The 25,319-nt window shown below is 42.9% G+C and carries 17 protein-coding genes; 5 read left to right on the plus strand and 12 right to left on the minus strand.

The features are described 5' to 3' along the window. Positions 1-840: 840 nt before the first annotated feature. Together EAH55_RS02490 and EAH55_RS02495 are read right to left on the minus strand one after the other, a co-directional pair. Complete coding sequence (locus tag EAH55_RS02490) at positions 841-1,641, minus strand: hypothetical protein (protein ID WP_121808354.1); 801 nt, start codon at positions 1,639-1,641, stop codon at positions 841-843. 305 nt (positions 1,642-1,946) lie between these two features. Next, on the minus strand, positions 1,947-2,354 hold the full coding sequence (locus EAH55_RS02495) for a hypothetical protein (RefSeq protein WP_121808355.1): 408 nt from the start codon (positions 2,352-2,354) through the stop codon (positions 1,947-1,949). Positions 2,355-2,914: 560 nt separating this feature from the next. On the opposite strand from EAH55_RS02495, the gene EAH55_RS02500 reads away from it, so the two are divergent. Together EAH55_RS02500 and EAH55_RS02505 are read left to right on the plus strand one after the other, a co-directional pair. Then, positions 2,915-5,611: an outer membrane beta-barrel protein gene (locus EAH55_RS02500; protein ID WP_121808356.1), complete on the plus strand. Its 2,697-nt coding sequence runs from the start codon at positions 2,915-2,917 to the stop codon at positions 5,609-5,611. Between the two features lie 124 nt (positions 5,612-5,735). After that, positions 5,736-7,250, plus strand: coding sequence for a PA14 domain-containing protein (locus EAH55_RS02505; RefSeq protein WP_162996725.1), 1,515 nt, complete (start codon positions 5,736-5,738; stop codon positions 7,248-7,250). Between the two features lie 87 nt (positions 7,251-7,337). On the opposite strand, the gene EAH55_RS02510 is transcribed toward EAH55_RS02505, so the two are convergent. Further along, positions 7,338-10,298 (minus strand): outer membrane beta-barrel protein, encoded by a 2,961-nt coding sequence (locus EAH55_RS02510; RefSeq protein WP_121808358.1) that lies wholly within the window; start codon positions 10,296-10,298, stop codon positions 7,338-7,340. Between the two features lie 533 nt (positions 10,299-10,831). Here EAH55_RS02510 and EAH55_RS02515 point away from each other — a divergent pair. Next, the gene (locus tag EAH55_RS02515) at positions 10,832-11,104 is read left to right on the plus strand and encodes a hypothetical protein (RefSeq protein WP_112574212.1); all 273 of its coding nucleotides are present in this window, start codon (positions 10,832-10,834) and stop codon (positions 11,102-11,104) included. A gap of 138 nt (positions 11,105-11,242) precedes the next feature. On the opposite strand, the gene EAH55_RS02520 is transcribed toward EAH55_RS02515, so the two are convergent. Both EAH55_RS02520 and EAH55_RS02525 read right to left on the minus strand, forming a co-directional pair. Next, positions 11,243-13,885, minus strand: a complete 2,643-nt coding sequence (locus EAH55_RS02520; RefSeq protein ID WP_121808359.1) for a zinc-dependent metalloprotease — start codon at positions 13,883-13,885, stop codon at positions 11,243-11,245. 95 nt (positions 13,886-13,980) lie between these two features. Then, entirely contained in the window at positions 13,981-15,072 is a 1,092-nt protein-coding gene (locus EAH55_RS02525) for an aspartyl protease family protein (RefSeq protein WP_162996726.1), read from the minus strand. Positions 15,073-15,290: 218 nt separating this feature from the next. Between EAH55_RS02525 and EAH55_RS02530 the strand changes: the two genes are divergently transcribed. Continuing rightward, positions 15,291-16,616 (plus strand): D-alanyl-D-alanine carboxypeptidase/D-alanyl-D-alanine-endopeptidase, encoded by a 1,326-nt coding sequence (locus EAH55_RS02530; RefSeq protein WP_244228081.1) that lies wholly within the window; start codon positions 15,291-15,293, stop codon positions 16,614-16,616. Between the two features lie 216 nt (positions 16,617-16,832). Here EAH55_RS02530 and EAH55_RS02535 read toward each other — a convergent pair whose 3' ends face one another. From EAH55_RS02535 to EAH55_RS02565, 7 genes are all read right to left on the minus strand, one after another. Next, positions 16,833-17,822, minus strand: coding sequence for a YihY/virulence factor BrkB family protein (locus tag EAH55_RS02535; protein WP_121808362.1), 990 nt, complete (start codon positions 17,820-17,822; stop codon positions 16,833-16,835). A 110-nt stretch (positions 17,823-17,932) separates the two neighbouring features. Next, the gene (locus EAH55_RS02540) at positions 17,933-18,616 is read right to left on the minus strand and encodes a M15 family metallopeptidase (RefSeq protein ID WP_121808363.1); all 684 of its coding nucleotides are present in this window, start codon (positions 18,614-18,616) and stop codon (positions 17,933-17,935) included. 1 nt (position 18,617) lies between these two features. Further along, complete coding sequence (locus EAH55_RS02545) at positions 18,618-19,844, minus strand: alanine dehydrogenase (protein WP_112574218.1); 1,227 nt, start codon at positions 19,842-19,844, stop codon at positions 18,618-18,620. Between the two features lie 53 nt (positions 19,845-19,897). Then, on the minus strand, positions 19,898-20,314 hold the full coding sequence (gene tsaE / locus EAH55_RS02550) for a tRNA (adenosine(37)-N6)-threonylcarbamoyltransferase complex ATPase subunit type 1 TsaE (protein ID WP_121808364.1): 417 nt from the start codon (positions 20,312-20,314) through the stop codon (positions 19,898-19,900). A 46-nt stretch (positions 20,315-20,360) separates the two neighbouring features. Beyond that, positions 20,361-21,341, minus strand: coding sequence for an alpha/beta fold hydrolase (locus tag EAH55_RS02555; protein ID WP_121808365.1), 981 nt, complete (start codon positions 21,339-21,341; stop codon positions 20,361-20,363). 437 nt (positions 21,342-21,778) lie between these two features. Further along, on the minus strand, positions 21,779-24,289 hold the full coding sequence (locus tag EAH55_RS02560) for a TonB-dependent receptor (RefSeq protein WP_121808366.1): 2,511 nt from the start codon (positions 24,287-24,289) through the stop codon (positions 21,779-21,781). A gap of 76 nt (positions 24,290-24,365) precedes the next feature. Continuing rightward, positions 24,366-24,689, minus strand: coding sequence for a hypothetical protein (locus EAH55_RS02565; protein WP_146750055.1), 324 nt, complete (start codon positions 24,687-24,689; stop codon positions 24,366-24,368). A 201-nt stretch (positions 24,690-24,890) separates the two neighbouring features. Between EAH55_RS02565 and EAH55_RS02570 the strand changes: the two genes are divergently transcribed. Next, positions 24,891-25,241 carry a hypothetical protein gene (locus EAH55_RS02570; protein WP_112572831.1) on the plus strand — a complete coding sequence of 117 codons (351 nt, stop codon included), beginning with the start codon at positions 24,891-24,893 and terminating at the stop codon, positions 25,239-25,241. The last annotated feature ends 78 nt before the right edge of the window (positions 25,242-25,319 follow it).

Here is a 25,319-nt window from a genome sequence, read left to right on the forward strand (position 1 = left end):
GCTATTTTACATTTGAAAACATCACAGTTTGCTATTGTGGTGGATTTGTTCCTCCTCCGCCAGTATCCCAAGCCGAAGCAGATAAACTATGAGTAATTATCACGTCCTGCCCCGGGGGGGGGAAGGTTCACGGTATAATTTCCGTTAAAATGGGCTTGAAACGAGAACGGTACCGTCGCGATGACGATATTTCCTTGTAAATTCCCGGCAAAGTTTCCTGTGTACACCCCCGTAGTCATAAGAGGATTAGTTGTGGTCACTGTCCCGATACCGCCATACGCCATTTTCGGTGTGGTAGCCGCATTTGAAAGCCCCTGATACGAGTATGTGCCATTTGCTTTTTTAGTATAGCCAGCGATAAAATTTATTGTGTACGCATCTGAAAGGGTGCCGATGAGACTACCGCTAATCGAGGTGGCATCGGTGATGGCTTTAGAAAAAGAATAATTGGTCGTGAGAGGAACGTCGTTGGGGGTAAGGGCGTTGGCTGCTATGTTCGCCGTGTGAGCCAATTGAACCGAATCGATGTGAGTAAAAACTGTTTGCTTCTCGATAAATGTAAGCGCTTCATATGCCTTTTATAACTCTTAAATGACGTAACCGTAGTCTCTTTCGTTACAGCATCGGTTTGCACGCCCGTGGTGGCACTGGCTGGCGTGATATGTACCAGTTGTTCTAATTTTGCTTTATAGAATGCTTCTGACCCTTCAGGCGGGGTATTCTGATTGGCTGACTTCTTGCAGGATACTGCTGCACATATGAAGGCTGTTAAGACAAGGAGCGGTGTTCTTTTTATACGATTTGTGTTAGATGGGTTAAGGTATTTGGTTATTTAATGTGTTAATACATGCTTAAATGGGGGACACTTTTGAGCACTGGCACCCCTTTAGGTAATTGAAATATATTGGGGTCCGGTGTTTCTGTGTCAAAGGAAAGCAACTGGATTCTGGATATACAGGTAATCGAATAATTATTGAACGCTGATGTACTTTCGGCGTCAAAGCTGACTACGGTAAACGAGAAGTTGAAATTCAAATAGGCGTTTAGTAACGAGAAGATGGGAAGTTGCTGTTTTGTGTAAATAAACTGATGCCATTGTACCTGGTCGGAGGATTTGTACAGTGCTTTATAGCAGGGCAACCCCGCAACGGTTATCGGTTGTTGATGCGCTGTGTCTATTATGGTTGTTCTTTTTGATATGATAGCTAAGAGCAATGCCCTAAAAAACAACTCATCGGAATCTGTTCGCAGGGAATCCTTGGAGATGAACGGCTTTTTGTTCTTGGTAAAAAAGGTATAGACAAGTTTTTTCTTCCAGTCGATTAGATAGTGTGGTGTGATAAGGGATACCGCCAAAGATGACTTAACTGTAGTATCGCTACCGGTACTGTTTTCACGTGAGGAATTGCTTGCAAGTGGCCGTTCTGCATTCTTACTTCTGAGCACCTTATCATGTAGGATGTGGTAGTCAAACTGCATCACCATGTGCCCGGCAGTATCCATTTTTGCTGTATCAGCAGGAGGAAACCAAAACAGTCCTATCTTAACGGAGCCGTTGCCCAGATCTGTTGGTAGTTTCGTTTGAGCAACGCAATTTATGGTGCAGAAAATAATACTGAAAAGCAGGGAATGTTTTATCATTTCGTGGTATTTGCAAAAAAGGTCGGTTCAAAAATTATATTATCAGCTCATTCTCAATCTGCATGTAGCAAGATAGTTTGATTAGAATGACGGGCGATTCTTAATACTGTAAAAGTACAGGAAAGGATGTCGGGGCGTTTACAAATATTATCCCTTGATAAATCAATATTAATATTAAAATATTTTTTCGCTTGTTGCTACGGCTTAGTGATTGCCAGCATTTTGATGAGGTGATAAAGCAGCGCCGTATAAAACAAAAAACCCACCGGTACCGGTGGGTTTTATTATAACCATATAATTTAATCCTATCTTAAAAACGCGCCTGCTTCACAAACAATCAATAGCATGGTGCAGGAAACTATTACGCAAACCATCAGCATTATTGACCATGTATTAGGGTTGTGTTTGCTGATGCGGGCAAACGCTGTATTGATTTTTTTGAAGAAACGGCTGTTCAACAACACAAAATAGTTAAGTATAAATGCACCTGTTGCCCCCATCAGTATCATTAAGCCAGATAGCGGGCTTAATTGAAACCAGCCGGCATTTAAAAACAATTGCGCCACGCTTACTAAAATGGCCAGCAAAATGATCATTAAAAAACTCGCCCCAAAAAGCGCGTTGGCTTTTGGCAATCCGCCGTGACCAAAGTTTTTAACATTCCACCTGTAAAACGTTACATAAATGGATTTGTAGGTTTCTGCTGTTTTCATAATGTTATGGTTTTAGGTAATTAATTCGGTGCAAAATAATATTACTTGCACAATATTGGTTTAAAAACGGAATCGGCAAAATTTTATTGCGATTATGTTTGATTTTTATCGTTTTTGTATTCATTTATTTGGTTTGATGCTTATATCGCAAAAAAATATCGTACCGAAGGGAATAGTCTTATTTTTTGCCGTATTGATGAAAAAAGAGAAATTTTTGGTAAAACAAATGTTACAAATCCCGGATTACGACGTCAAAAGGCTGTTTTGAACGCAGACAACGCAATATTTGCGTTAATTTGCTGTTATAAGGGCATCTTTATAGCATATAATGCAGCCGTGTATGGTTGTAGTGTAGTGGATAAGTAGAGGAATGGTTTTTTATGCTTTAAACCTTTACAGTTGATATTTGTCGAACACGCGTTTATCAGCAAAATAATTAACCAGAGCACTAACATCTAAACCCTATACTACCTCATGAATTAAGTTTCCTAACAGTACCACGGCCCTACATCTCTACCTATAAATTAATCTAACCTTATAACATCTGCACCTAAACCAGGATGAAAACAATTTTTCTTTCACTGATCCTGCTATGCCTGTTTTCGGCGTCTTTTGCCCAAAACCGGGCCGCTATTAAAGGCAAAGTCACCGACTCGCTAAATAAGCAACCTCTTGAATTAAGTACCGTCGCGATGGTTGATCTGAAAGATACCTCGCTTATTGCTTATACCCTCAGTAAAAAAAATGGCGACTTTGAACTGCAGCGCCTGCCTGTTGATAAAGAAGTGCGCCTGGTTATTTCGTTTGCAGGATATAAAAGCTATATCCGCCGTTTTAATTTTAAAAAAGGAGATATCGTTGATTTAGGGAGCATTGCGCTCAACAGCAAAATGCTTAGCGAGGTTGTGGTACGGGCCGAGCGGGTGCCTATTAAAGTAAAAAAAGATACCATAGAGTTTGATGCTGCCGCATTCAAAACCCGGCCAAACGCCGCTGTGGAAGAGCTGCTAAAAAAGCTTCCCGGCGTACAGGTTGATGGCGACGGAACAATTACCGTTAATGGGAAGCAGGTAAGTAAACTGTTAATAGATGGCAAGCAGTTTTTTGGCTCTGATCCCAAAATCGCTACCAAAAATCTTGATGCGGCTATCGTGGCCCAGGTACAGGTTTATGATGACCGCGAAAACGATCCAGACCATTTGGTGAGCGAAACCCAGGTACAAAAGATCATCAATATCAAATTAAAAAAGGCCATTAAAAAGAGCATTTTCGGGAAGGTGTTCGGCGGCGCTGGCTCACGTGACAGGTATGAGGCCGGTGGGTTATTCAATATGTTCCGGGATACTTTGCAGGTGAGTATTATCGGCTTAAGTAATAACCTTAACCATACAGGTTTTTCGCGCGAGGAGCTTAACGCGCAAGGCGGGTTTGACCGCAGCGGTGGCAACACCTCCTTTAACGGCGGCCGTAACTGGGGCGGTGGTATAGAAAAGATCACCTCAGGTGGCTTTAATCTTAACCAAAACTATGGCGAAAAACTAAAGCTTAACCTGCAATATTTTTATACGCAACGGAATAATACGGTTGAATCGGCCAATTTTCAGCAGCAGTTTCTGAAAGATACTACCCTGTTAACGCGCGCTTCAAGCAACAGGTATGCAAACAATCATACGCACACAATTAGTGGCCTTGTGGAGTGGAAGCCGGATACTGTCCGAAACCTGCGCTATAATCCATCATTAAGTTATAATTCTAATAACAGCGGCTCCTCAGCTTTGGGCAATACGTCAAACAATTTTGATATGCCGGTAAACAAGTCGGTGTCAAACTCTACGAGCGATTGGCATTCAACGCAGTTTAATCAAAGCTTTTACTTTCATAAGCGATCTAAAAACAAAAGCAAGGAGTCGTTTACCATATCACATAGCCTGAGTATTAACCCTAACCACAGCAACAATTTCAACAATAATGATGTGGTAAATTACCAGCGTCCCGATTTGTCAGATAGTTTGCACCGCCTCTCAGTCCATACGTCAAATAATGTTTCGGGTAATCTGGATTTTAGTTACCGCTACCCCGTAACCAAAAACCTTATTGTTGATGTAACCACATCGGGCATATACAACAAAACCAGCGACCAGGTTTTTACCTATGATCGTAAAACCGGCCTCGATTCGCTGATCAGCAATCAAAGTTCTGACCTTAAGCGTGATCAGTGGACGGAGAACATTAAGCCGGGCATTACTTATCAGCTTAACAAAAAAACCCAGATCATCGCCGGGCTTAATACCCAATGGCAGCAAATCAACAATAACTTTGTAACCAGCAGGCTTATGCAAAACTATTTTTTCCTGCTGCCAACCGTTCGTATTGAGGCTTATGGGATATCTTTTAGCTATGAGCGCCGGGTTAATCAGCCGGGGATATCAAATTTGCAGCCTATTACTATAGTTTACAGTCCGTTGTATAGCTATACGGGTAATCCTAACCTTGTGCCCAGCATAAACAATAACTATTACATTAACTTTTTTAAATACTTTAATGACAGCCAATTGGGGATTTACTCATACGGCAATATCGCTTCGCAAAAAAACATGGCCGTTACGCAGCAAACCATTAGCTCAGATGGCGCGCAAACCAATACAACGGTTAACCGCGATGGCCGGCCAAGCTATAATTTTTCGGTTGGGGTGTTTAAACGGTTTAAAAAGGTTAAAGAGTGGCAGGTTAACACATCAACCAATTTTTATGGTAACTATTACCAAAGCCTTAACCTGCTTAATAATGTTGAAGGCTGGCAGAACACAGTTTCGTATGGGGTACATGAAAACATTGGCGTTAACTGGAAAGATGTAATTGACCTGAATACAGGCGTGGGCTTTAATCAATCAAATACCAAATATCATTATGATGATTTCAGGAGCGTAAAAGTGGGCACTTATACCATAAGCAATAGCCTGGTGGTGAGGTTCCCTAAAAAGATAATCTGGGAAACCAAGCAGGATTTTAATTACAATGGCCAGGTTGCGGCAGGCTTTAAAAAAGGCGTTAACGTAGTGAGTTCATCGCTGGCCCTGCAAATGCTTAAAAAAGACCGGGGCGAGTTGAAGTTTTCTGTTTATGATATCTTTAATCAAAACGTAAGTGTGTACCGTTACATCAACAGCAACTCGGTTAACGACGTACAAAACAATACATTGAAACGTTATTTTATGGTTACTTACAGTGTGAAGTTCAATAAGCTAAGCACAAAATAGGCAGATAAGTAAACGGTAAAACAAAGAGGCTGTATCAAATTAAAAGATGCAGTCTTTAATTTTACAAGGTGGCTGTAACTATCTTTATCAGGAGATAGTCTTAATTATAACCAAAATGCCCATCATGATGAAAACCAGGACCTATCTTTTTTTAGCTGCTACTATGGCGCTATCATTCGGCCTATTTGGCCGTGCAAATGCGCAGGACATGCCCGGTAAGCGCGATTCTATCAATTCGGTTGTATTGAATGAGAAACGTGTGATACAGGTAATACTGCCTGATGGTTATAAAGCCGGTTTAACAACGAAATACGATGTATTGTATATCCTTGATGATTGGAATATAAAATTAGGGCGCGATATACAGCACTTTATTTTTGATGAGCACACCATGCCGCCAATGATAATTGTAGGCGTGTTAAATACCGACCGGGACAGGGATTTTTTGCCAACGCATAACAGTGGCAATAAAACATCGGGCGGAGCCGATAAATTTCTGAAGTTTTTTAAGGATGAGCTGATTCCTTATATCAATAAAACCTATCCATCGGATGGTGATAACACGCTTTTCGGCCACTCCTTTGGTGGGGTGTTTGTTACTTATGCTTTGTTGAACGAGCCGCAGCTTTTTAATAATTACGTTGCCGGCGACCCGAGTTATTGGTGGGATAACGGTATTATGCTTAAGCAGGTTAAAGAGAAATTGCCGTCACTTGCCGGCCTGCAAAAGTCACTTTACATAGGTGGTCGTGAGGGGCAGGGTATGAAAGAAATGCGGATTACCCCAATGGATAGCCTGTTAAAAAAGGACGCGCCGGCCGGGTTTGAGTGGGTGGTTAAGGCGTACCCTAAAGAATCGCATGGAACGGTGCGGCTGAAAAACTTTTACGATGGCCTGAGATTTGCCTATAATGATTATGGTGGCAAGCCATTGGAGTTTCACCCGTCCGCTGGTATTGTTTTAAAAGATAGACCGATAAAGATCTGGTACTTTGAAGATACAGCAAAAGTGCATTATACTTTTGATGGTTCGCTGCCGTTAATGACATCGCCATTTGTAAAACCCGAAATTGAGTTGGCCGGTCCCGCGAAAGTTACCATGCGCCAGATTGCCGGTCGCGCTAAATTTGACAAAGCCTTCAGCGGAGAATTTAAAGAAGGGGCCTATTTGCCCGCATCATCACTCAGGAAAAACTATAAACCCGGCGGCTTTCATTACGCTTATTACGAAGGCCAATGGGATAAACTGCCCGACTTTAAGACATTAAAACCGGTTAAAGAAGGCACAGAAGATAGCCTCTTCAATATTAATAAGCTTCCGCGCCAAAACAATTTCGGCTTAGTTATAGATGGGCAATTTAAAGTTGAACAGGACGGTTATTATATTTTTGGATTAGGATCGGATGACGGTTGTAAAGTGTATTTGAACGATAAGGTTATCATTGATCTTGATGGTTTGCATGACGGTGATATTGAGCGGTCATATATCGTTCCGCTGAAAAAAGGGTTTTATCCATTGCGGATAGAATATTTTCAAAAAGAAGGCGGCAGGAAGCTTGATTTTGTATACGTAACCCCTGATAATATCGCCAAAAAGAAAATTACACCCATTCCGTACGCGCTGCGGTATGGAAAATAAATGTAGTTGGTTTTAAAACAGGCTTAAATAAAAAGGCTGATCAATTACGATCAGCCTTTTTTATGTTTTTAAGTCAGGAGCTACAGGTTAGAAAGAGCCTGGGCCACCTGGTCCACCCCCACCCGGGCCGCCGCCTGGCCCGCCGGGACCTCCGCCATCGCGGTTAAACCTGCGTTGACCAGGGTCTTGACTTGGGGCTTTGCCCGCAAACTTTTGTAAACGAAGTGTAAACGTTAACAGGTAATAACGGCCAAGCCTGTTTACCGTTGATTGCGTGGTGATGTTACCGTTTACAACAGAGGTATAACCGGTGTTTTGGTTAAACAAATCGTATGCTGCTAAGCGGATAGTGGCGCGATGGTCTTTCAAAAACCTACGCTCAACATAAGTATTCAGGATATTAGGGTTTTTAATATCCAGGCTGGCGTCATAACCATAATTTACGGTACGGGTAAAGTCGTAGCTCAGGGTCCAGTCTTTCCAGAAATAATTTTTACCGGCCAGGCCTAAATTCAATGTACGGAAGTTTGAACTGCCATCAATAAGTGTACTGTGGATAGAGTTGGTTGTTTTATTAATGCCGTAACTGCTGCTGGCTTCTGCATCGATAATATCAACAATGTTCACCCTGAATTTTAAACCCGGAGTAAAGTTGAGGTTTTTAGCAATGTTTTTTAAAGGCGCGGCCGATGCGGCAACATTGTTACTGTCGATAGTATTAGAGAATGCAACGCCATTGGTATACGTTAAGGCGCCATTAAATTGCAGGGTAAATTTGCGTTGGGCCCATGGTTTAGCATATACCACATTAGCGCCACCGGTATAATATCCACCGGCATTTAAATAGTTGGTAAGGTTTGTGCCCTCAAAACTTTTTAGTGATGGGTCTGCGGCTAATACAGCCTTGCTAAATTTACGTGGATAAGAAATAGTGTTTTGTACTATTTTATTTTGCGTTGCCGTAAAATTAAAATTGGTAAAGAAAATATCGCCGGTTTGGAAGCTGAAATTATTATACCTCAACGAAAAATTATTGGCAAACTCTGGTTGCAGGGTAGGATTACCTTGTACAGGGTAAAGCGCGTTTGTAAAATCGATAACCGGTTGCAACTGGGTGAATGAAGGCTGGTTGCTTGATCCGCTATATAAAAAGTTTAAAGCCTTGCCTCTTGAGAAATTATAACTGAAACGTGCGGTTGGTATTACGTTGAAGGTGGTTACGTGGGTAGCCGAATCATTTTTAAGGTTGAGGCCGTTTAAGGTGGCCGGCTGTACGCCAATCCCTAAGGTAAGGTTGTATTTTTTCTCGATAAATCGATAGTTTAAGCCAACCCGGTTTGTGGTGAAATTGTATTTATAATTATTGCTCAGCCTGTCGTAATGATCATATGTATTGGCTGTATTAAGTGTATCAGTTTCCTTATCACTTGTGGTGTTTGAGCGGTTAAAAGCATAATTTAATTCCAGGTACCCCCGTTTGCTTATTGGCTCAATGTATGAGAGGTTTGTACCAAAAGTAGTTACACGGCTATCTGTATTGGTTTGCTGATTTGCCGGTGCCTGGCGTGGCGCGCCATCCGCATAATCATAGGTTGGATTGTCAAACTGTGACGTTTTTGATGTATTGGCGCTGATGTTAATGCTTAAATTACGACCGTGCCCGTTAAACCGGTGGTTGTACAAAGCATTAATGCCATAACTTGGCGTGGTACCATCGCTATGGGACAACGAGGTATACGATGAGTTTGTTATCCCGCCAATGGTTGACGAAACCGATTCGTTTGCATTTGTATTGGTACTTGAGTAAGTAAAGTTTGGTACAACCTTTAAATAGTTGATTGTATCGGGCTTCCACTCCAGGTTAAAGTTAAAGCGGTGATTGATTGGATTATCAGTCTGGTTGCTTTTTTGTGTACTGATACTTGGAGTCTGGACGTTGTTGGTTTGGATAGACGAGCTAAGGGTATTGGTGGTGTTATCCGTATAGCTGTAACTGCCATAAACAGATAAGGTTTTACCCCACTGATCGCGGAAGTTGGCACCGATGGCATGTGCATTGGTGATACCATTTGCGCTGGTAGTTGAGCTGCTGGAACCACGCAACGCGTTGCCCCTGCCGCCGCCCCCGCCGCCAAAACCACCGCCTCCGCCACCGCCGGATGTTGCGCTGCCATAGGTGAACGTATTTACGTTGGTGTTGTTGATTGTACCCAACACGGCTATCTGTTGCTCATTGTTAAAGTTGAAGAACTTAAGGTCGCCGATGTAGCGGTTGGCGTTGGCTATGCCCTGATCTTTCGGTAAAAAGTCTTCGCCATCGCCAGCTGTTGCCTGGCCGAAGTAGCCGTGGTTTTTGTCTTTACGGATGGTGATGTTCAGGATCTTGTCGGGCTCACCGGTTTTAATACCGGTAAGGTTGGCCTGATCGCCATAGTCGTCAATTACCTGGATGCTTTCTACTACGTCGGCAGGCAGGTTTTTGGTAGCGGTTTTAACATCGCCTCCAAAAAAATCCTTTCCGTTAACGCGCACTTTGGTAACCGATTTTCCCTGGGCCGTAACGTTGCCGTCTTTATCCACATCAACACCGGGCAGTTTTTTTAATACGTCTTCAACAGGGGCGTTTTCACGTACGGGATAAGCGCTTACCTTATATTCGGTTGTATCCTCTTTTAGTATTACCGGGTTAACACCAACAATGGTAACCTGGTTAAGCATATTAGTTTCGGCCTTTAACACAATAGCGCCAAGATCAACCGGTTGGGTGCCGGCATCAAGCGAATAATGTTTTTTTATGGCTGTGAAACCTATTGATGAAATGGTAATGGTTAGTTTGTTGCCCTTTACCACCGGGAACGAAAATTTACCGGCAGCATCGGCAATAGCGATTGTGCTGTCACCGCCGTTTGAAACCAGCTTAACACTACTCCCGGGTAAGGATAGCTTTGTGGAATCAACGACAGTTCCCTTTACCTCCCGCCCCGTCTGGGCGTAGGAGCCAAAGGCAGATAAAAGAATAAAACTCAAGATAAGAAGTAGGGGTTTCATAAATGTTTTTTCAGCGTACGATTGTTGTATTTGGGTATATAGACGTAATATGAACTACAAATGTTCAACTTAAAATATACATAAAGTCAAATCAATATATTATTGTTACACATAAAGCCCGTAAAGGCCTATCAATCATATTAATGTTACAAAATATTAAATGAAAAAGGCCGGAAAATTCCGGCCTTGAGGTTGTTATTAAGATCAGTCAGTCAATTTCGGGCAGGAATGAGGACGAATACCGGTGCGTTTTAAGTTTTATAGGCTGTTAAGTGTTGCAAAACCTAAGTGTGTACCGTAATCACGTAATAAGATTCGGGTTTGAGCAAGGCCATGATTAAGTGATTCACTTGCTTTAAGCATTATTACGAAAGTGTGGAAAATTAGTTTCATTAATTGTTGTGAGAGATACCAATAATGATCCTGATACGTTTAAGTAATTCACACAAGAAATAAACTATTGTTTAAAATCCGTTGATACAATAGTAACATTGTGGCACAGTATTTCGTAATACTTAACCAAACATTAACCTATGAACAATATTGGAAACACGCTGCACGCAAAAGTGCACAAATGGATAGATACGATCGGGTTCCGGCTCAACACATCGCAAACCAACAGCAAAAGTCATATTACAACCAATCATTATTTTTTTGAAACCTTTAATTTTTTCGAAAAATCAAAGAAAAATAAACCGGAGGCCACTAAGTTTTTGTGCTTCGATGCTTACGGTGAAAAGATAAATGTAAAGTCGCTGCTTGATTTGCAGGTTGCCTTTTTTGACAATATTAGTCAGTTGAAATAGTAGGCGGGCCTTTTCTGACACCTATTCCTTATAGTATTAAGCAATTTGGCGGGGTTTTTAATATGCCCATAAAATATAAAATCCCGCCCTAAAAATAAGGCAGGATTTTAAGAAGGATTTTTGAAGGGTTACCTCAAATTAGTTTTCAACATTGGTGCGTGGCCAGCAATTCATACTTCCTGTTTTCTCATTCAGTATATCTTGGTTGGCGGTATTTATACCCCTAACCATTCCTCCACCAATATTAACAACAGGCCTTGTAGGGTTAAGGGCTTCCTTTATCCTGAGGTGAAGGTCGGCATAATGAGCTGCTGTTATGGCATCGCCGCCTTTTGGTAAGCCGGTATCAATTTTCTTTAACTCGGCACGTACCATCGGCCTGATATCAGACAGTACGATGTTGATTGGGGTAAAGCCCCAGCTTGCCAGCTGCGCGCTTGATACACCCGGGAACGAAAAGCTTGCATCTGTGTTTAACAGGTTTTTCAGATTTTCAATGTACCCTCTTTGCAGGTTACGCTGATAACCATCTGGTTTAGCGGTACCAAATATGCCGGTGTGCAGGTCTGTTAATAGTTGAGCTACGGTATATGCGTTAGCACCATTTTTAGCCTCGTTATCATACATACGGGCCAACCTTGACGGATTAAGCTCGTTGCTCAATAGTGAAACCTGCATAGCTTTAATACGGTTTATGATAACGCCGTTATCAAATTTTGCGAGCTCCGGTTTGTTAATAAGCCATGATGGCGTAGCGTACAGTTGCTGATTTAAGAATAAAGCGGCTTCGCGCTGACGGGCCTTGCTCACAAAATCATATACAGCACCTTTTTGATCATAGGTTTTAAAGTTTTCGTTCATGCCGCCAATGTTGGTGGTTACATGGCCCATGTAACGATAAAACTGCCCTAAAACTTCGTTGTATAATTCGTTAAGGTCGCTATAGTCCTCATCTTTTTTGTACGACCATTTTTCGAGGTTTGGCAAAATACGTTTCAGGTTGGCGATACCGTAAGCGCTGGCTTTCATGGCATTGTCGCCCAGGTCTTCGTTTTGTAAACGAGGGTCGATAGAAGTGCCCTGGCGACCGAAGTAGTAAACAGGGTTACCTGCATTCTTGTTGGTCCATACGGCTAATATTTCTTTTTCCTGCTCCGGAGTTTTATTACCCGGGAACCAGGTATATCCCCATTTAATCGACCAGTCATCATACTCCCCTATTTGTGGGTACAGGTGTGTAACGCCATCGCCGGGTTGGGCAATGTAGTTAAAACGGGCATAGTCCATGATAGATGGCGCGGTACCATGTTTGTCGGTAAAGGTTTTTGAACGTAACGAGTCGACAGGGTAAGCATAGCTTGAACCAAAGTTATGTGGTAAGCCCAAGGTGTGGCCAACCTCATGCGATGATACAAATCGGATCAGTTCACCCATTTGATCGTCAGAAAATTGTGCATGGCGGGCATTGGGATTTACTGCCGCTGTTTGGATCAGGTACCAGTCGCGCAGTAATTGCATTACGTTGTGGTACCAGCCAACGTGGCTTTCCAGGATCTCGCCGCTACGTGGGTCGGCTACGTGAGGGCCATAAGCGTTTTCAACATCCGACGCGAAATACCTGATTACGCTATAGCGTGCATCTTCGGTACTAAATTGAGGGTCTTGTTTGGCTGTTGGAGCTTCTTTAGCAGTAATTGCATTTTTAAAGCCTGCCGACTCAAACGCTTTTTGCCAATCGTTTACACCCTGTATTAAATATGGCACCCATTTTTTAGGGGTAGCTGGGTCAATGTAAAATACAATTTGTTTTTTTGGCTCAACCAACTCTCCTTTTGCATAGGCAATAGGGTCTTTAGGCTCCAGTTTCCAGCGGTGGATGTAAGCAGTAACCAGGGCTTTCTGCGCATTGGTGCCATAATCTGTTTGGCGCTGCCCAAAAAAGCCCACGCGCGGGTCCATGATCCTGGACTTCATCGGAACTTTAGGTAACAGCAGCATGGAGGTGTTCAGTTCAAATGTTACCGCGGCAATGCTGTTATCGGTTGGCGATTCGCCGGCGCGGTAAGTTTTTAAGGTATGCGCCTCAATATTTATCGGGAAGCTTTTAATGGTGTCGATATATGAACGTGAGTTATCAACGCCCATGGTTTTGTAAGCTTTTTTGATATCGTCAGATAGACCGATGGCTGCAATATCGCCATTATAAAAATCGGTAACATCAATTAAAACGCCAGTGGTATCTTTATTAAATGCCTTTATCTCAAAAGAGGCCAAAATAGCGTCCAGGTTAGAGTTTTTAACCGATTGATACATATCGCTGGTGCTATCGGCACGTAATGAATAGCTTGGGACCCGGATAAATACCTGCTTATCGTGTTTTTCCCATTTCCAAACCTGGTCGTTAATTTCTTCGCCGCCGTACTGCTGGCCAAATGTCTTTAAGCCGCCTGGTGTTTTTACAAAGCGGGTAACCACAAGCATTTCGCGGTTAATTAACGAATCGGGTATTTCATAATAATATTTGCCATCAACTTTATAAGTATTAAAAAGTCCGCTATCGGCCTTGGTTTTAGCCGGAATAAGGTCGCTGAATTTTTTAATTCCCTCTTTTTTGGGGGCACCGGTTGTCGCGGTAGCAACAGTTCCGTTAGCTGTAGTAGTGGTTTTTAGTGTGAGGCTTTGGTTTGCAGCTTGCTTTTTGGTAGCGCATGAGCCAGCCAAAACAGCAAGTGCCAGTACTGAGCCGCGTAAATAAATACCCGGCAGCGAATGTTTTTTCATTTATTACAATAGTTTTAACCGTAAATTTATATAAAAAGCAGGTCTTTTTTTGCCGATAAAGCGTTTTATCATTAATAATTTACAAGTATTATTGATTATATGCGGCGTTTTAAGGTTAGCACAACTTTATCAACCCGTTTATCATGATAAACTTCAAGCAGCAGGCTCCTATCATCCTTTGATTTAAAAAGTTCATCGATTTCCTGGAGGGTCATTCTTGAAACAGGCTTAAAATTTACCGATATTATTTCATCATCACGTTCAAGACCAATTTCGTCGGCGGAAGAGCCCGGTTCAACCCGGCTGATGATGATCCTTTCCAAATGATCGCCTGCCGCATAATATTCAAGGCCGCTCATGTCATGCTCAAAGGGATCATTATAGGTGAAGTTGGGCTTTAAATACATCGCGCTATCCGGGTAATCAAGAATAACAGTGAAGCGTTTCAGAATGCCCACACCCAGGTTTCCATCGCGCGGAACAGCCAGGTGGGTTTGGTTATTGCCATCGTCCGGAAAAGAAGCTATTACTTTTTTCATCCTGAATTTACCCAGGTCAAATTCTTCCATCCTGCTTATAAAGCCATTTATGGGGCCGTTTAAACCAATACCAAGATTGGCTGAAGAAATAAATTTTTGCGGAAGCCCGTAGTTTTTGATATAACGCTCAATGGATACTGGGTGGCCTGCACCGAGGTCAACAACCAGTTTGGTTTTTATGGGGGCGATGCCTGGCATAAAGGCCTTAGCGTATACATATGCTTTCCTGTCTTCTACCGACATCGGGATCTTATTTGATTTCCGGAATGGCTTAAGGTCTTTAGGCCTGCAAATGGTAAGGGTGCTGTCCTGGAAACTGATTTTCACTGCGAGATTGTTAAAAAATTCATAACCAAGCAAGCCATGGATAGGCATGCCAGCATAACCCGAAAGGTTAAATATATCTTTCCTTAAAATAGCCGCGGCAACATCGTAACTAACAAGGCCCGGTATAGCTACATCTAAAGTTGAGGTTACATAAGCTTCAGAATCCTCCCCCTCGCCAAGACCGGGGATTTTTAATATACGTTTGTTAGGAATGCTGATAGAATCGGCTAATTTAGGATCGGTTATGATCATGAGGCCTACGCCTGTATCCAATATAAAATTAAAGGGCCCTTTATGGTTGATTTTGAGTGGGATGATCATCAGGTTCCGCTCCAATTTAAACGGAATAGTCACCTTTTTTTTATGCACATCAAGATCAAAGTACTGGGCCCGGGCTGTGGTTGCAAAGCAAAATGTTAACACGGATGCAAGCCACAATGCCCCCGGGAGGCGTAAATTATAATATAGCTTGTGTAACAAATCGGTTATAGTTGGTGTATTAAATTTACGAGATTTATTTGTTAAATAATTATTTTATTATGCGAAAGTCAACAATTTCATTTCTGTTAATTGTTTGTGTTTTATCCCTTTGTCATGATACTATTTATGCCCGTTCAATAAAAAAAAGAAAGGTTAAAAAGCTGTTCAAGCATTCGCAGATTGTTAATGATCATTTTACAGGGTTTGCCCTTTATGATTTGGACGAGCATAAAATGATATATGAATTAAATGCCAATAAATACTTCACGCCGGCATCTAATACCAAGCTTTTTACCTTTTATACGTGCTTGAAAATGCTCGGTGATTCTATCCCTGCATTGCGCTACCAAACGCGCGGCGATTCGCTGATATTCTGGGGTACAGGCGATCCCTCTTTTTTACATAGTGACTTAAAAGGGGTTAACGGGCTTAACTTTTTAAAGAATAGCAATAAACAGCTGTTTTATTCGCCAGGGAATTATACGGGCGAACTTTTTGGCGCCGGTTGGGCATGGGATGATTATAACGATTATTACCAGGCCGAAATTACAGCCCTGCCCCTTGAAGATAACGTTGCCCTGCTTTATGCAGACCGGGACGGCAATATGCAGGTAAAGCCCAATTATTTAAAAAGGTTTTTGACTGCCGATATCAACTATCGCCCCAAACAGTTTAAAGTAAAGCGTGATGTTATCAGCAATAATTTTGTGTACCCCACCGGTGATATCCCGGTGAATTATAAGCAGGAAATTCCATGGAAAACAAGCTTGCAGCTAACCATGGCTTTACTGCAGGATACACTGAAAAAGCAGGTGGCCCTGTTACAGGAACCCATGACCGCCGATACCAAAACTGTTTATAACACCAATGCCGATTCGGTTTACCGGCGGATGCTCCAGCCCAGCGATAATTTTATTGCCGAACAATTGCTGCTGGTATGCTCATCATTAAAATTTAATACCCTTAACGCCGATTCGGTGATCAATTATTCAAAAGCGCATTTTTTAAATGATTTGCCAGATGTGCCGCAATGGGTAGATGGCTCAGGCCTATCGCGCTTTAATTTGTTTACACCACGGGATATTGTAGCCCTGCTGCTTAAAATTCAGGATGAAGTGAAAGACGAAAACCTGCTGCACAGTATGATGCCGATAGGCGGCGTAGCCGGTACAATCAAAAGCGCTTATAAAACCGATAACGGGCAGCCATTTGTGTGGGCTAAAACCGGATCGTTAAGTAACAACCATAATCAAAGTGGCTACATTGTTACCCGCAAAGGCAAGCACCTGGCCTTCGCGTTCATGAACAATAACTTTACCCGCTCAACCCGCGAAATAAGGGATGAAATGGTAAGGATCATGACGTATATACATGAAGAGTTTTAACCATCATTTTGTCATCCCGAATTTGTTTCGGGACCTCATGTGATTAGTTGGCGTCTTGCTTAGCATGGTAATACTTAGCAAGTGGGGTGCTGAAACAAGTTCAGCATGACAGGTTGTTTTGGGGTTTCCTATCCTTTTTCTTCTCCTTTCTGGTGCAAGTGTTGCGCGATGGATTGGGCGGGGCTCACTTGTGCCCAGCTTGCTGTTCAAAAGAATTTACCCTTTTTCGTCCTTCCCGTCGTCTTTTTTCAAATTTCCCTCAAGTTGTGGGTTTTGGGCCGGAAGTGTTTTTACCCTATGCTCCACTTCGGTTTGCTGAACATGAACTGCATAGTCGGCCGGTTCAATATGGCTCCCGCTGGCCTCGGCGTAAACCTGCGTAAATTCGGCACCGATATATAATATTGCCGAAGTATAATAGATCCACACTAATATCACGATGATGGAGCCAGCCGCGCCGTAGGCCGAGCCCTGGGCTGTTTTTTGTATGTATAGACTAATGACGTATTGGCCTAACATAAAAAGTAATGCAGTAAAAAACGCGCCGCTACGCACATCTTTCCATTTAATCTTGACATCGGGCAAGAACTTAAATATGATACCAAATAGGGTGGTGATAACTATAAGTGTAATGGCAAGGTTTACACCTTTCAATAAAAGACCGGTAATAGCCGGTAAAAAATGTTCAATACGTGTGCTTAGCGCATCCATTATTAAATTAATTAACAGGGAAGCCAGCAATAAAAAACCAAGGCTAATTATTAAAGAAAATGAGATAAAGCGGTTACGAAGTAATTGTATCCAGCCGCTTTTAGGCTTCGCTTTAACTCGCCAAATGGTGTTCAGTGAGTCCTGAATCTCAATAAAAATGCTGCTTGCACCTAATAATAATGTTATCGATCCAATAATTACCGCTATCCCCGATTTGCCTGAAAGCGCGAGATTTTTTAAAGCTTCCTGAATTTGGGCTGCCGCGGCTGCTCCCAAGAACTTTGACATTTGAGGGTATAAAGTATCTGTAGCATGATCTTTAAATACAATACCCGCAACCGAAATTACAATGATTAATAGTGGTGCTATTGAAAATACAGTGTAATAAGCCAGAGAGGCGCTTAGCTTTAAACCATTATCTTTTGAGAAGCCGGTGAAAGTTGCCAGCAGGACTTTCCATAGTTGCTTAAAATATTCTTTGCTGAAAAATTTCATGCCAATAGATTTAAGGTTAACGCCTATTTATGTAGGCTAAGCAATATTAATGCCTTTTGTAAGGCAACTGTAATAAAAGTGTAAGTTTCGAATTGAAAGTATTAAAAGCGTTACAGCGCCTGAACCGGAATGTCCAGCAATTCGTACTCGGGCCAGCCGGTAAAGTCATAATGCCACCATTCGGTTGAGATCACCTTAAAGCCATATTTGGCCATTACGGTTTTTAACAGCTCGCGATTGGAAATTTGCTGTGCCGGTAAATCCATGTAGTTTGCACCGGCCTTGCGGCTGAAACTATCAAAGCCCGTTGGCATATCCAGCTCCTTCCCGGTTTTAAGGTTAATAAGTGAAAGATCGATAGCACAGCCCCGGTTATGCTTTGATCCCTTGCGCGGGTCGGCTACAAAATTGGTATCGGGGGCCATTTCATAAAAATTGACGGTTATCGAATATGGCCGGTATGCATCGTAAATTTTAAGGCCAAGTCCCTGGGTTTTTAATTCGGCCTCCACCTGCTGCAGTGCTTTTACCACAGGCAAACGTGCAAATGCCTTAGCCGTTGTATACATGCGGCGGTGCATGAAATTGTTGGTGGTAGCATACCGGAGGTCTAAGACTATCTGCGGAATATATTTTTTGATCTCGACAAGCTGTTTATCTGGATTGGCCTTAACCTGTACTTTATAACGGGCAACGCCGCATATTTTTGTACTGTCGATATACTTATAATGCTGCGCGCTAACATGCAATGAGCCGACGACAAATACCAATAAGATCAAATATCTGCGAAGCATATTATCTGTGAGATACGATCAGCAGGTCAAGATCTTTACATGGGATGGAGAAACGCTCGCCGATATGTTTATTGGTGAGCTGGCCGTGGTAAATGTAAACCGCGTTCCGCACGCCCGATTTTTCCCAAATCAGGTTTTTGATGCCGCCCATATCGCCAATATCAAGCAGAATAGGTGCAAAAATATTGGTGAGCGCATAGGTAGCCGTACGGGCAACACGCGACGCGATATTAGGCACGCAATAATGGATTACATCATATTTGCGGAAAACCGGGTGGGTGTGGTTAGTAACTTCAGATGTTTCGAAGCAGCCACCCTGGTCGATACTTACGTCGATAATTACCGAGTCGCGCTTCATGCGGCTAACGGTGGCCTCTGAGATAATACATGGGCTGCGACCGTCTTCGGCACGGAGCGCGCCAATGGCAACATCGCAGGTGGTGATGGCTTTCTCCAATACAATAGGCTGAACAACAGAGGTGAAAACCCGGTTGCCAATATTGTTTTGCAGGCGGCGAAGCTTGTATATTGAGGGGTCGAACACTTTAACTTCGGCACCAAGGGATATCGCGGTACGCGCGGCATACTCTCCTACTGTACCTGCACCAAGAATCACGATTTCTGTAGGTGGAACACCGGTTATGCCGCCCAGCATCAGGCCCTTGCCTTCAAAAACATTGCTTAAATATTCGGCAGCAATGAGGATAGAGGTTGCGCCTACAATTTCGCTCATGGCCCTTACTACGGTCAAAATATTGCCTTCATCACGAAGATGTTCAAAGCTTAAGGCCGTGATTTTTTTAGCCATGAGGGCTTGAATATTTTCGGCTTTGAGCGTAGCCATTTGCAGGGTGGAGATCAGGAGCTGTCCCGGCTTCATCATTTCAATTTCCTGCGCGGTGGGCGGGGCTATTTTGATGATGATATCGGCTTCATAAACCTTTTTGGTATCATAAACTATCTGGGCCCCCTGTTCGCTATAGTCTTTGTCCGAAAAATTAGCGGCCTGACCCGCATTGCTTTCCAGTAATACATCGTGCCCATTGTTAACCAATAAAGCTACCGACAGCGGTGTTAAAGGCACCCGGTTTTCCTGGAAGGATACTTCTTTAGGAATGCCGATGTACAGCTTGTTTTTTTTGCTTTTTACCTCCAGCAACGATTCCTGGGGTTGCATCATTGCTTGTTTGGCAATATCCGAAAACCCGCTATAGATCCCTGAACTCATGATGTATTGTTTTAAAGGCTGTTGAAGATAATAAAAAACGATGGATGATAAAACTAAATATTTTCGATGCTGATGAGGCGCGAGCTGGCGTCTGATACTTCGATCCTGACAGTGGTATAATGGATGGGAAGCAGGTCCGGAATTTTTTCGGGCCACTCAATAAAGCAGTAGGCATCGCTGTAAAAATATTCCTCGTAACCCATATCCAACGCTTCGGTTTGGTTTTTTAGGCGGTAGAAATCAAAGTGAAAGATCCGGCTATCACGGCCAATATACTCGTTAACAATAGAAAACGTTGGACTGGTGGCCTGTTCGGTTACCCCCAACTGTTCGCACAAGGTTTTGATGAGCGTGGTTTTCCCGGCCCCCATTTCGCCATAAAAAAGAAAAATTTTGTTCCCCGCCGAATTGGCCAAAATGGCTTCGGCAGCCTGCGGTAACTGGGATAGTGAATTTACAGATAGTTGCACGTGTAATGATGTTGTTCTATATCCAAAAATACTCAAAATCCCTAAATTATAAATTGGCCGTAAGTGCTTTAAAAAAGGCATCTTTAGCTTCAATATGCGGGATGTGACCGCAATTGTCAAATTCGATCAGCTTGCAGCCGGGAATCTTCTTAGCGGTTTCCGGGCCTAATATTTTATACTGCCCGTGTTTAGCTTTCTCTTCGTCGCTGAGTAACGCTTTGCCAACTATGGTTTTATCCTCTTTGCCGATAAACAAAACTGTAGGCACTTTAATCAGTCCGAACTCGTAACAAACAGGCTGCTCGTAAATCATCTCAAAGGTTAACGCGGCTACTTTAGCATAGCGCGGGAAATCGGCACTTTTACTTACCCCTGCGCCAATATTAACCAGGTAGTCATACTCGGGTTTCCATGAGGTGAAGTAGGATGTTTGATAGTATTTCTTAACGCTTTCGTAGCTGGTTTTTAACTCGGCTTTGTAATCATCTTCGGCACTGTTATAGGGTACAAAAGTTCGGTAATCCTCCAAGCCGATAGGATCTTCAAGCAGTAGTTTTTCCACCCTGTCGGGATACATCAGCGTAATGCGGGTAGCCAGCATCCCTCCCATGGAATGACCCATTAGTGTGATTTTCTGTATGCCTAAACTATCCAGCAGGTTTTTATTAAATCGCGCCAATTGGTGAAAGCTGTAATGAATAAACGGCTTGGACGATTTGCCAAACCCGATCTGATCGGGTACAATCACACGATAGCCTTTCCCGCTTAGTACTTTAATAACATCCGTCCAATAGTAACCACCAAAGTTTTTGCCGTGAAAAAGCATAACAGTTTTACCGTTGGGGACAGGTGGCTTTACATCCATATATGCCATGCGGAGATCCTCCCCTTCAACCTTGATGGGCATAAAGTTTACCGGATATGGATACTTTACGTTTTCGAGTGTGATGGAAAGGGTATCAGTTGATTGGGCCTTGACAACGATGTTTGCCAATACGAAAGCGAGAACTAACAGTATTTTACGCATACAGAAGAGACAGGAGACGGAATTAAATGTTTGGCCCCTGCTGCCTAAAAAGGGAGTTTGACCTGGAGGTGACGATTGCGGCCTAAAGTAACAAGTTCGCAAGCGGGAAGGTGACAGGATGATATTTAACAATGCAAAATATTCATTACCGTTGGTTTTAACCAACGGAATAAAAGTTGAAAGGTCCTGGCTTTAGCCCAACTATACAAGCGGATTAGGCTGAAGCCCTCTCTTATTGTTGTTCATTACTCCGTTGGTTAAAACCAACGGCAACGAAGCTTTATCTACCTGTAAGCTATATCACCAAGCTTAAACAGAAGTTGCGAAGAGCCGTCATTGTTGCTAAGGATGGCAAAGGGAAGAAGAAATGAATAGTCATGTAAACAAAAAAAGTCCCACCACAAAGGCGGGACTTTCAGTTAATAGTTTAAATGTTATCAGGATTTTTTATTGCTATTAAACCCAAAAGGAACAACCACCTTGAAGCTGATATTACGACCCATGTTAAATATGCCGGGGTGTACGCCTTCAGGTACGTTAGGATTATCAAAATACTTAAGCCTGCTCATGTTTGATTGATAGTTAACATTGGCAAGGTTAGTACCTTCAACAAAAAGTTTAATAACCGGCTGACCCGCTTTGTTAACAATGTTGCCTCCAAAACCTGCGCTTAACAGGTTGTAGCCTGCTGTATAGGTTTCTGTGCCGTATGCAGCGAAAAAGCGGTCTTGAGCGCTATAGTGGTCAAAGCCAACAAAGGCATAAATGCTTTTGATTTTACCAAAGCCGCCGTTAAATGTGCCCCGCAACTCGGAATGTGTGTGCAAAGGAGGTATAAAAGGCAGGTATTTTAAACTGTCCGCAACCGGGCCGCCATTGCCTTTGTTTTCGCCATAGGTTAAGCTTAAGGCGTTTTCAAAATGCAGCCATGATATAGGGTGCAGGTCTACATTTACCTCGCCGCCATAAATGCGGGCTTTGCTTTGCACATAAGTAAATGTGGTATAACCCTGTGTATAAACCGGACTGCCATCGGCAGCTAATACCTGTTGCTGGTAAATATAGTTTGACAAATTGTTATTAAACACCTCAACGCTGGCCGAAATATTAGGCAAGGTAAGGAAAGTGCCTATATCTTCCTGCAAACTGAACTCCGGTTTGAAGTTTTTATCACCGATGTGGTAGATCTGTGAGCCTGGATCCGGGCCGTTGGCCGAAATTTCAGCTATACTTGGTGCCCTGAAACCGCGGGAAATATTTCCTTTGATCAGGAACGCGTCCGACACATTATAAGTTGCTCCGAAACTGCCTGAAAATCCGCTGAACCTTTTGTTAAAGGCGTCAAACTGTTTGGTCACGTTTGCAGTGGTTTCGGGATTGCTGCCGGTATATAACTGCGGGAAGCCATTGCGGCCAAGTGTGTCAACATACGCCGCGCTATTGCTGAACGAGCGGGTATCGTACCTTGCACCTGCCGAAAGGTCAAGCTTGCCGAAGCTCTTTTTTATCACAAAGAAAGGGCCTACATCAAACTGGTGGTAAGCCGGTATAGGGAAATCCGTCGCGTCGCCGATGGTGTTGTTTTGATACTGACCGTTAATGCCGAAGGTTGTTTCATACTCGTTGCCGATGTTGAAGTTATATTTAACATCATAGGTATAAGTAGTTAGGTGCAGGTTAAGCCCGGCAATGTCACCGGCTTCGGGGTGGGTAAATTCACGGCGGTGGCTGTATTGATAGCCCAGGTTAACTGCCAGGTTTCCGTTGCCTAAAATAAAGTTACTGTTATTGTAAATGCGGTAAAGTTGCACATGCTGGTGCAACGTAGGGATGCTATACGAGTTTAAAACAGACTGCGGAACAATTGGCCTGAAAGCGTCATCCTCGGTAATTTGGCGGGTAAACTTGCGGGTAAGCGAGTCGCGACTTCCATCGGGTATAGCCTGTTCATCATCAAATACTGAAGCATGCAGGTATGAATAACCCCATGATTTATTAAGGCCTACCATTACACGGGCATCTTTTTCGCGGTAGTTAGTAGCGTATACACGGCCATCGTGCTCATTTTGATAGTCTTTGCTGCCTTTGGCCGAGATCACCGTACCCCAGATAAGGCCGTTTTGGTTTCCCTGTAACCTGAATGAACCATTATATAGCCCCTGGTTTGTGCCATATAATCCCTGCACCGAGCCGAGGATCTTCCCTTCGGGTACCGGAGCCGGTGATATCAGGTTCACCACACCGCCGATTGCATCTGAACCATAAGTTAAACTTGCAGGTCCTTTGATCACCTCAACCCTGTCGATAGAGTTTTGATCTACTTCAATACCATGCTCATCGCCCCATTGCTGACCTTCCTGGCGTATACCATCCTGCAGGGTGATCACCCTGTTGTAGCCCAGGCCATGAATAAATGGCTTTGATACGTTGGGGCCTGTAGTAACTGCGCTTACACCTGGCAGGGTAGCTATCTGATCAATAATATTGCCGGATGCCGCACGCTGCTCCAAATAGGTTTTACCTACTGCAACCATTGGTACAGGGCTGCGCTTTATTTCGGTGGCTTTGCTTACACCGGTAATAACAACTTCACCGGCTTCAAGCGATGAGGTTTGCATTTTAACATCAAATACACTTGTTTTTGAAAAGTCGACCCGTTGGTTAACGGTTAAATAGCCGATATAAGTTACCTGAACAAGGAAAACGCCTTTAGGAACGCTGCCGAAGCTGTATTTGCCGTTTACATCGGTAATAGCCCCTTTGCGTAAATCCGGAATGTTTACTGTAGCGCCAATGATTGGTTTGCCGTCGGCTTTATCGGTAATAGTACCCGAAAGGTTGCCAATGGCATCTTCGGTTTTATTGTTTATAGTAATAGTATACTTGTTAGCAAATGCAGAAACCTGCACAAACAACAATATAATGAAGCTTATAAGCTTTAATTTCATGATGAAAATTTAAGAAAATTGATAATTACCGTTTAATGATAACGGAGTTGTTTTTAAGAAAAAATATAGGACAGCGTTAAGCCCTAACCGGAGGTGCCCTCCCGGCCGAAAGAATAAGCGCGATGCTTATAAAGTCATAATCGCCAGGCTTAAAAACATGATCGGATGTTACGAGGGGTATTAAAAATGAGGTATTGCTAACTGCCACCGCATCGGTATGGTGCATGGCATCGCACATTAAACATTTTTCTTTAATGGTTTGCCGGCCCTCTGCCAGGTGGTTGTGTTTGGTGATTCCCTTAATGAGGGCATGCTGGTGCGAATAAACCATATATTGCCCGGCCACAAAGCAGATAAGCAGCAGCCACGCGAATACAATATGTAGGCGGTTTTTTTTCACAGTCAACATTCCATATAACGGAATACGGCAAAAGTAAGTATTAAAACGCGAATATTAATGCAACATTGTAACAATAATGTGGTGTTCATGGTTCATAGATGATAGTTCATGGTTTTGATGTTTGTTAGGAAAAGGCCACTTTGCATCATTTTACTATGAACTATCATCTATGAACCATGAACTAATCTATCTTTGCCAATTATGACACCTGCCGAGATCAATAAAAAATGGGATGTGCTGCAGCAGCGAATAGCTGAGGACTTTGACAACGAAAAGCCTGATATTAAAGTGATGCTTTTTTTGATCGGGGTCCAGGAGTTGGGGCAAGGTCCGCGGAAGTTTAGCAAGCGCCAAAAGGAGGAGCTGATGCATATTGCTACCTGCCGCTTAATGAGTATGATGGGCTTTTACGAACTTGAAGGCCTTGACCAGGATGGCTGGCCGCACTGGAAACGCATAAAAGTGATCCCTAATTATACCCTGCTTGAGCAGGAAATGCTCATGAAATCGCTCATCGTAAATTACTTTGAGGAGATGGATGGGGAAAATTAGTGAGTGGTTTATTGGTTGATTAGGTGAATGGTTGAGATAGCTTGTATTTGCTATCTTCAATTGGCTTAAAAAAATCAA

Source organism: Mucilaginibacter kameinonensis, assembly GCF_003675385.1.
GTDB classification, from domain to species: domain Bacteria; phylum Bacteroidota; class Bacteroidia; order Sphingobacteriales; family Sphingobacteriaceae; genus Mucilaginibacter; species Mucilaginibacter kameinonensis.

What these genes read in the sequence shown, in the direction of transcription:
- EAH55_RS02490 (WP_121808354.1), bottom strand. Translation starts at nt 1,641, where the DNA reads ATGATAAAACATTCCCTGCTTTTCAGTATTATTTTCTGCACCATAAAT.
- EAH55_RS02495 (WP_121808355.1), bottom strand. Translation starts at nt 2,354, where the DNA reads ATGAAAACAGCAGAAACCTACAAATCCATTTATGTAACGTTTTACAGG.
- EAH55_RS02500 (WP_121808356.1), top strand. Translation starts at nt 2,915, where the DNA reads ATGAAAACAATTTTTCTTTCACTGATCCTGCTATGCCTGTTTTCGGCG.
- EAH55_RS02505 (WP_162996725.1), top strand. Translation starts at nt 5,736, where the DNA reads ATGATGAAAACCAGGACCTATCTTTTTTTAGCTGCTACTATGGCGCTA.
- EAH55_RS02510 (WP_121808358.1), bottom strand. Translation starts at nt 10,298, where the DNA reads ATGAAACCCCTACTTCTTATCTTGAGTTTTATTCTTTTATCTGCCTTT.
- EAH55_RS02515 (WP_112574212.1), top strand. Translation starts at nt 10,832, where the DNA reads ATGAACAATATTGGAAACACGCTGCACGCAAAAGTGCACAAATGGATA.
- EAH55_RS02520 (WP_121808359.1), bottom strand. Translation starts at nt 13,885, where the DNA reads ATGAAAAAACATTCGCTGCCGGGTATTTATTTACGCGGCTCAGTACTG.
- EAH55_RS02525 (WP_162996726.1), bottom strand. Translation starts at nt 15,072, where the DNA reads ATGATCATCCCACTCAAAATCAACCATAAAGGGCCCTTTAATTTTATA.
- EAH55_RS02530 (WP_244228081.1), top strand. Translation starts at nt 15,291, where the DNA reads ATGCGAAAGTCAACAATTTCATTTCTGTTAATTGTTTGTGTTTTATCC.
- EAH55_RS02535 (WP_121808362.1), bottom strand. Translation starts at nt 17,822, where the DNA reads ATGAAATTTTTCAGCAAAGAATATTTTAAGCAACTATGGAAAGTCCTG.
- EAH55_RS02540 (WP_121808363.1), bottom strand. Translation starts at nt 18,616, where the DNA reads ATGCTTCGCAGATATTTGATCTTATTGGTATTTGTCGTCGGCTCATTG.
- EAH55_RS02545 (WP_112574218.1), bottom strand. Translation starts at nt 19,844, where the DNA reads ATGAGTTCAGGGATCTATAGCGGGTTTTCGGATATTGCCAAACAAGCA.
- EAH55_RS02555 (WP_121808365.1), bottom strand. Translation starts at nt 21,341, where the DNA reads ATGCGTAAAATACTGTTAGTTCTCGCTTTCGTATTGGCAAACATCGTT.
- EAH55_RS02560 (WP_121808366.1), bottom strand. Translation starts at nt 24,289, where the DNA reads ATGAAATTAAAGCTTATAAGCTTCATTATATTGTTGTTTGTGCAGGTT.
- EAH55_RS02570 (WP_112572831.1), top strand. Translation starts at nt 24,891, where the DNA reads ATGACACCTGCCGAGATCAATAAAAAATGGGATGTGCTGCAGCAGCGA.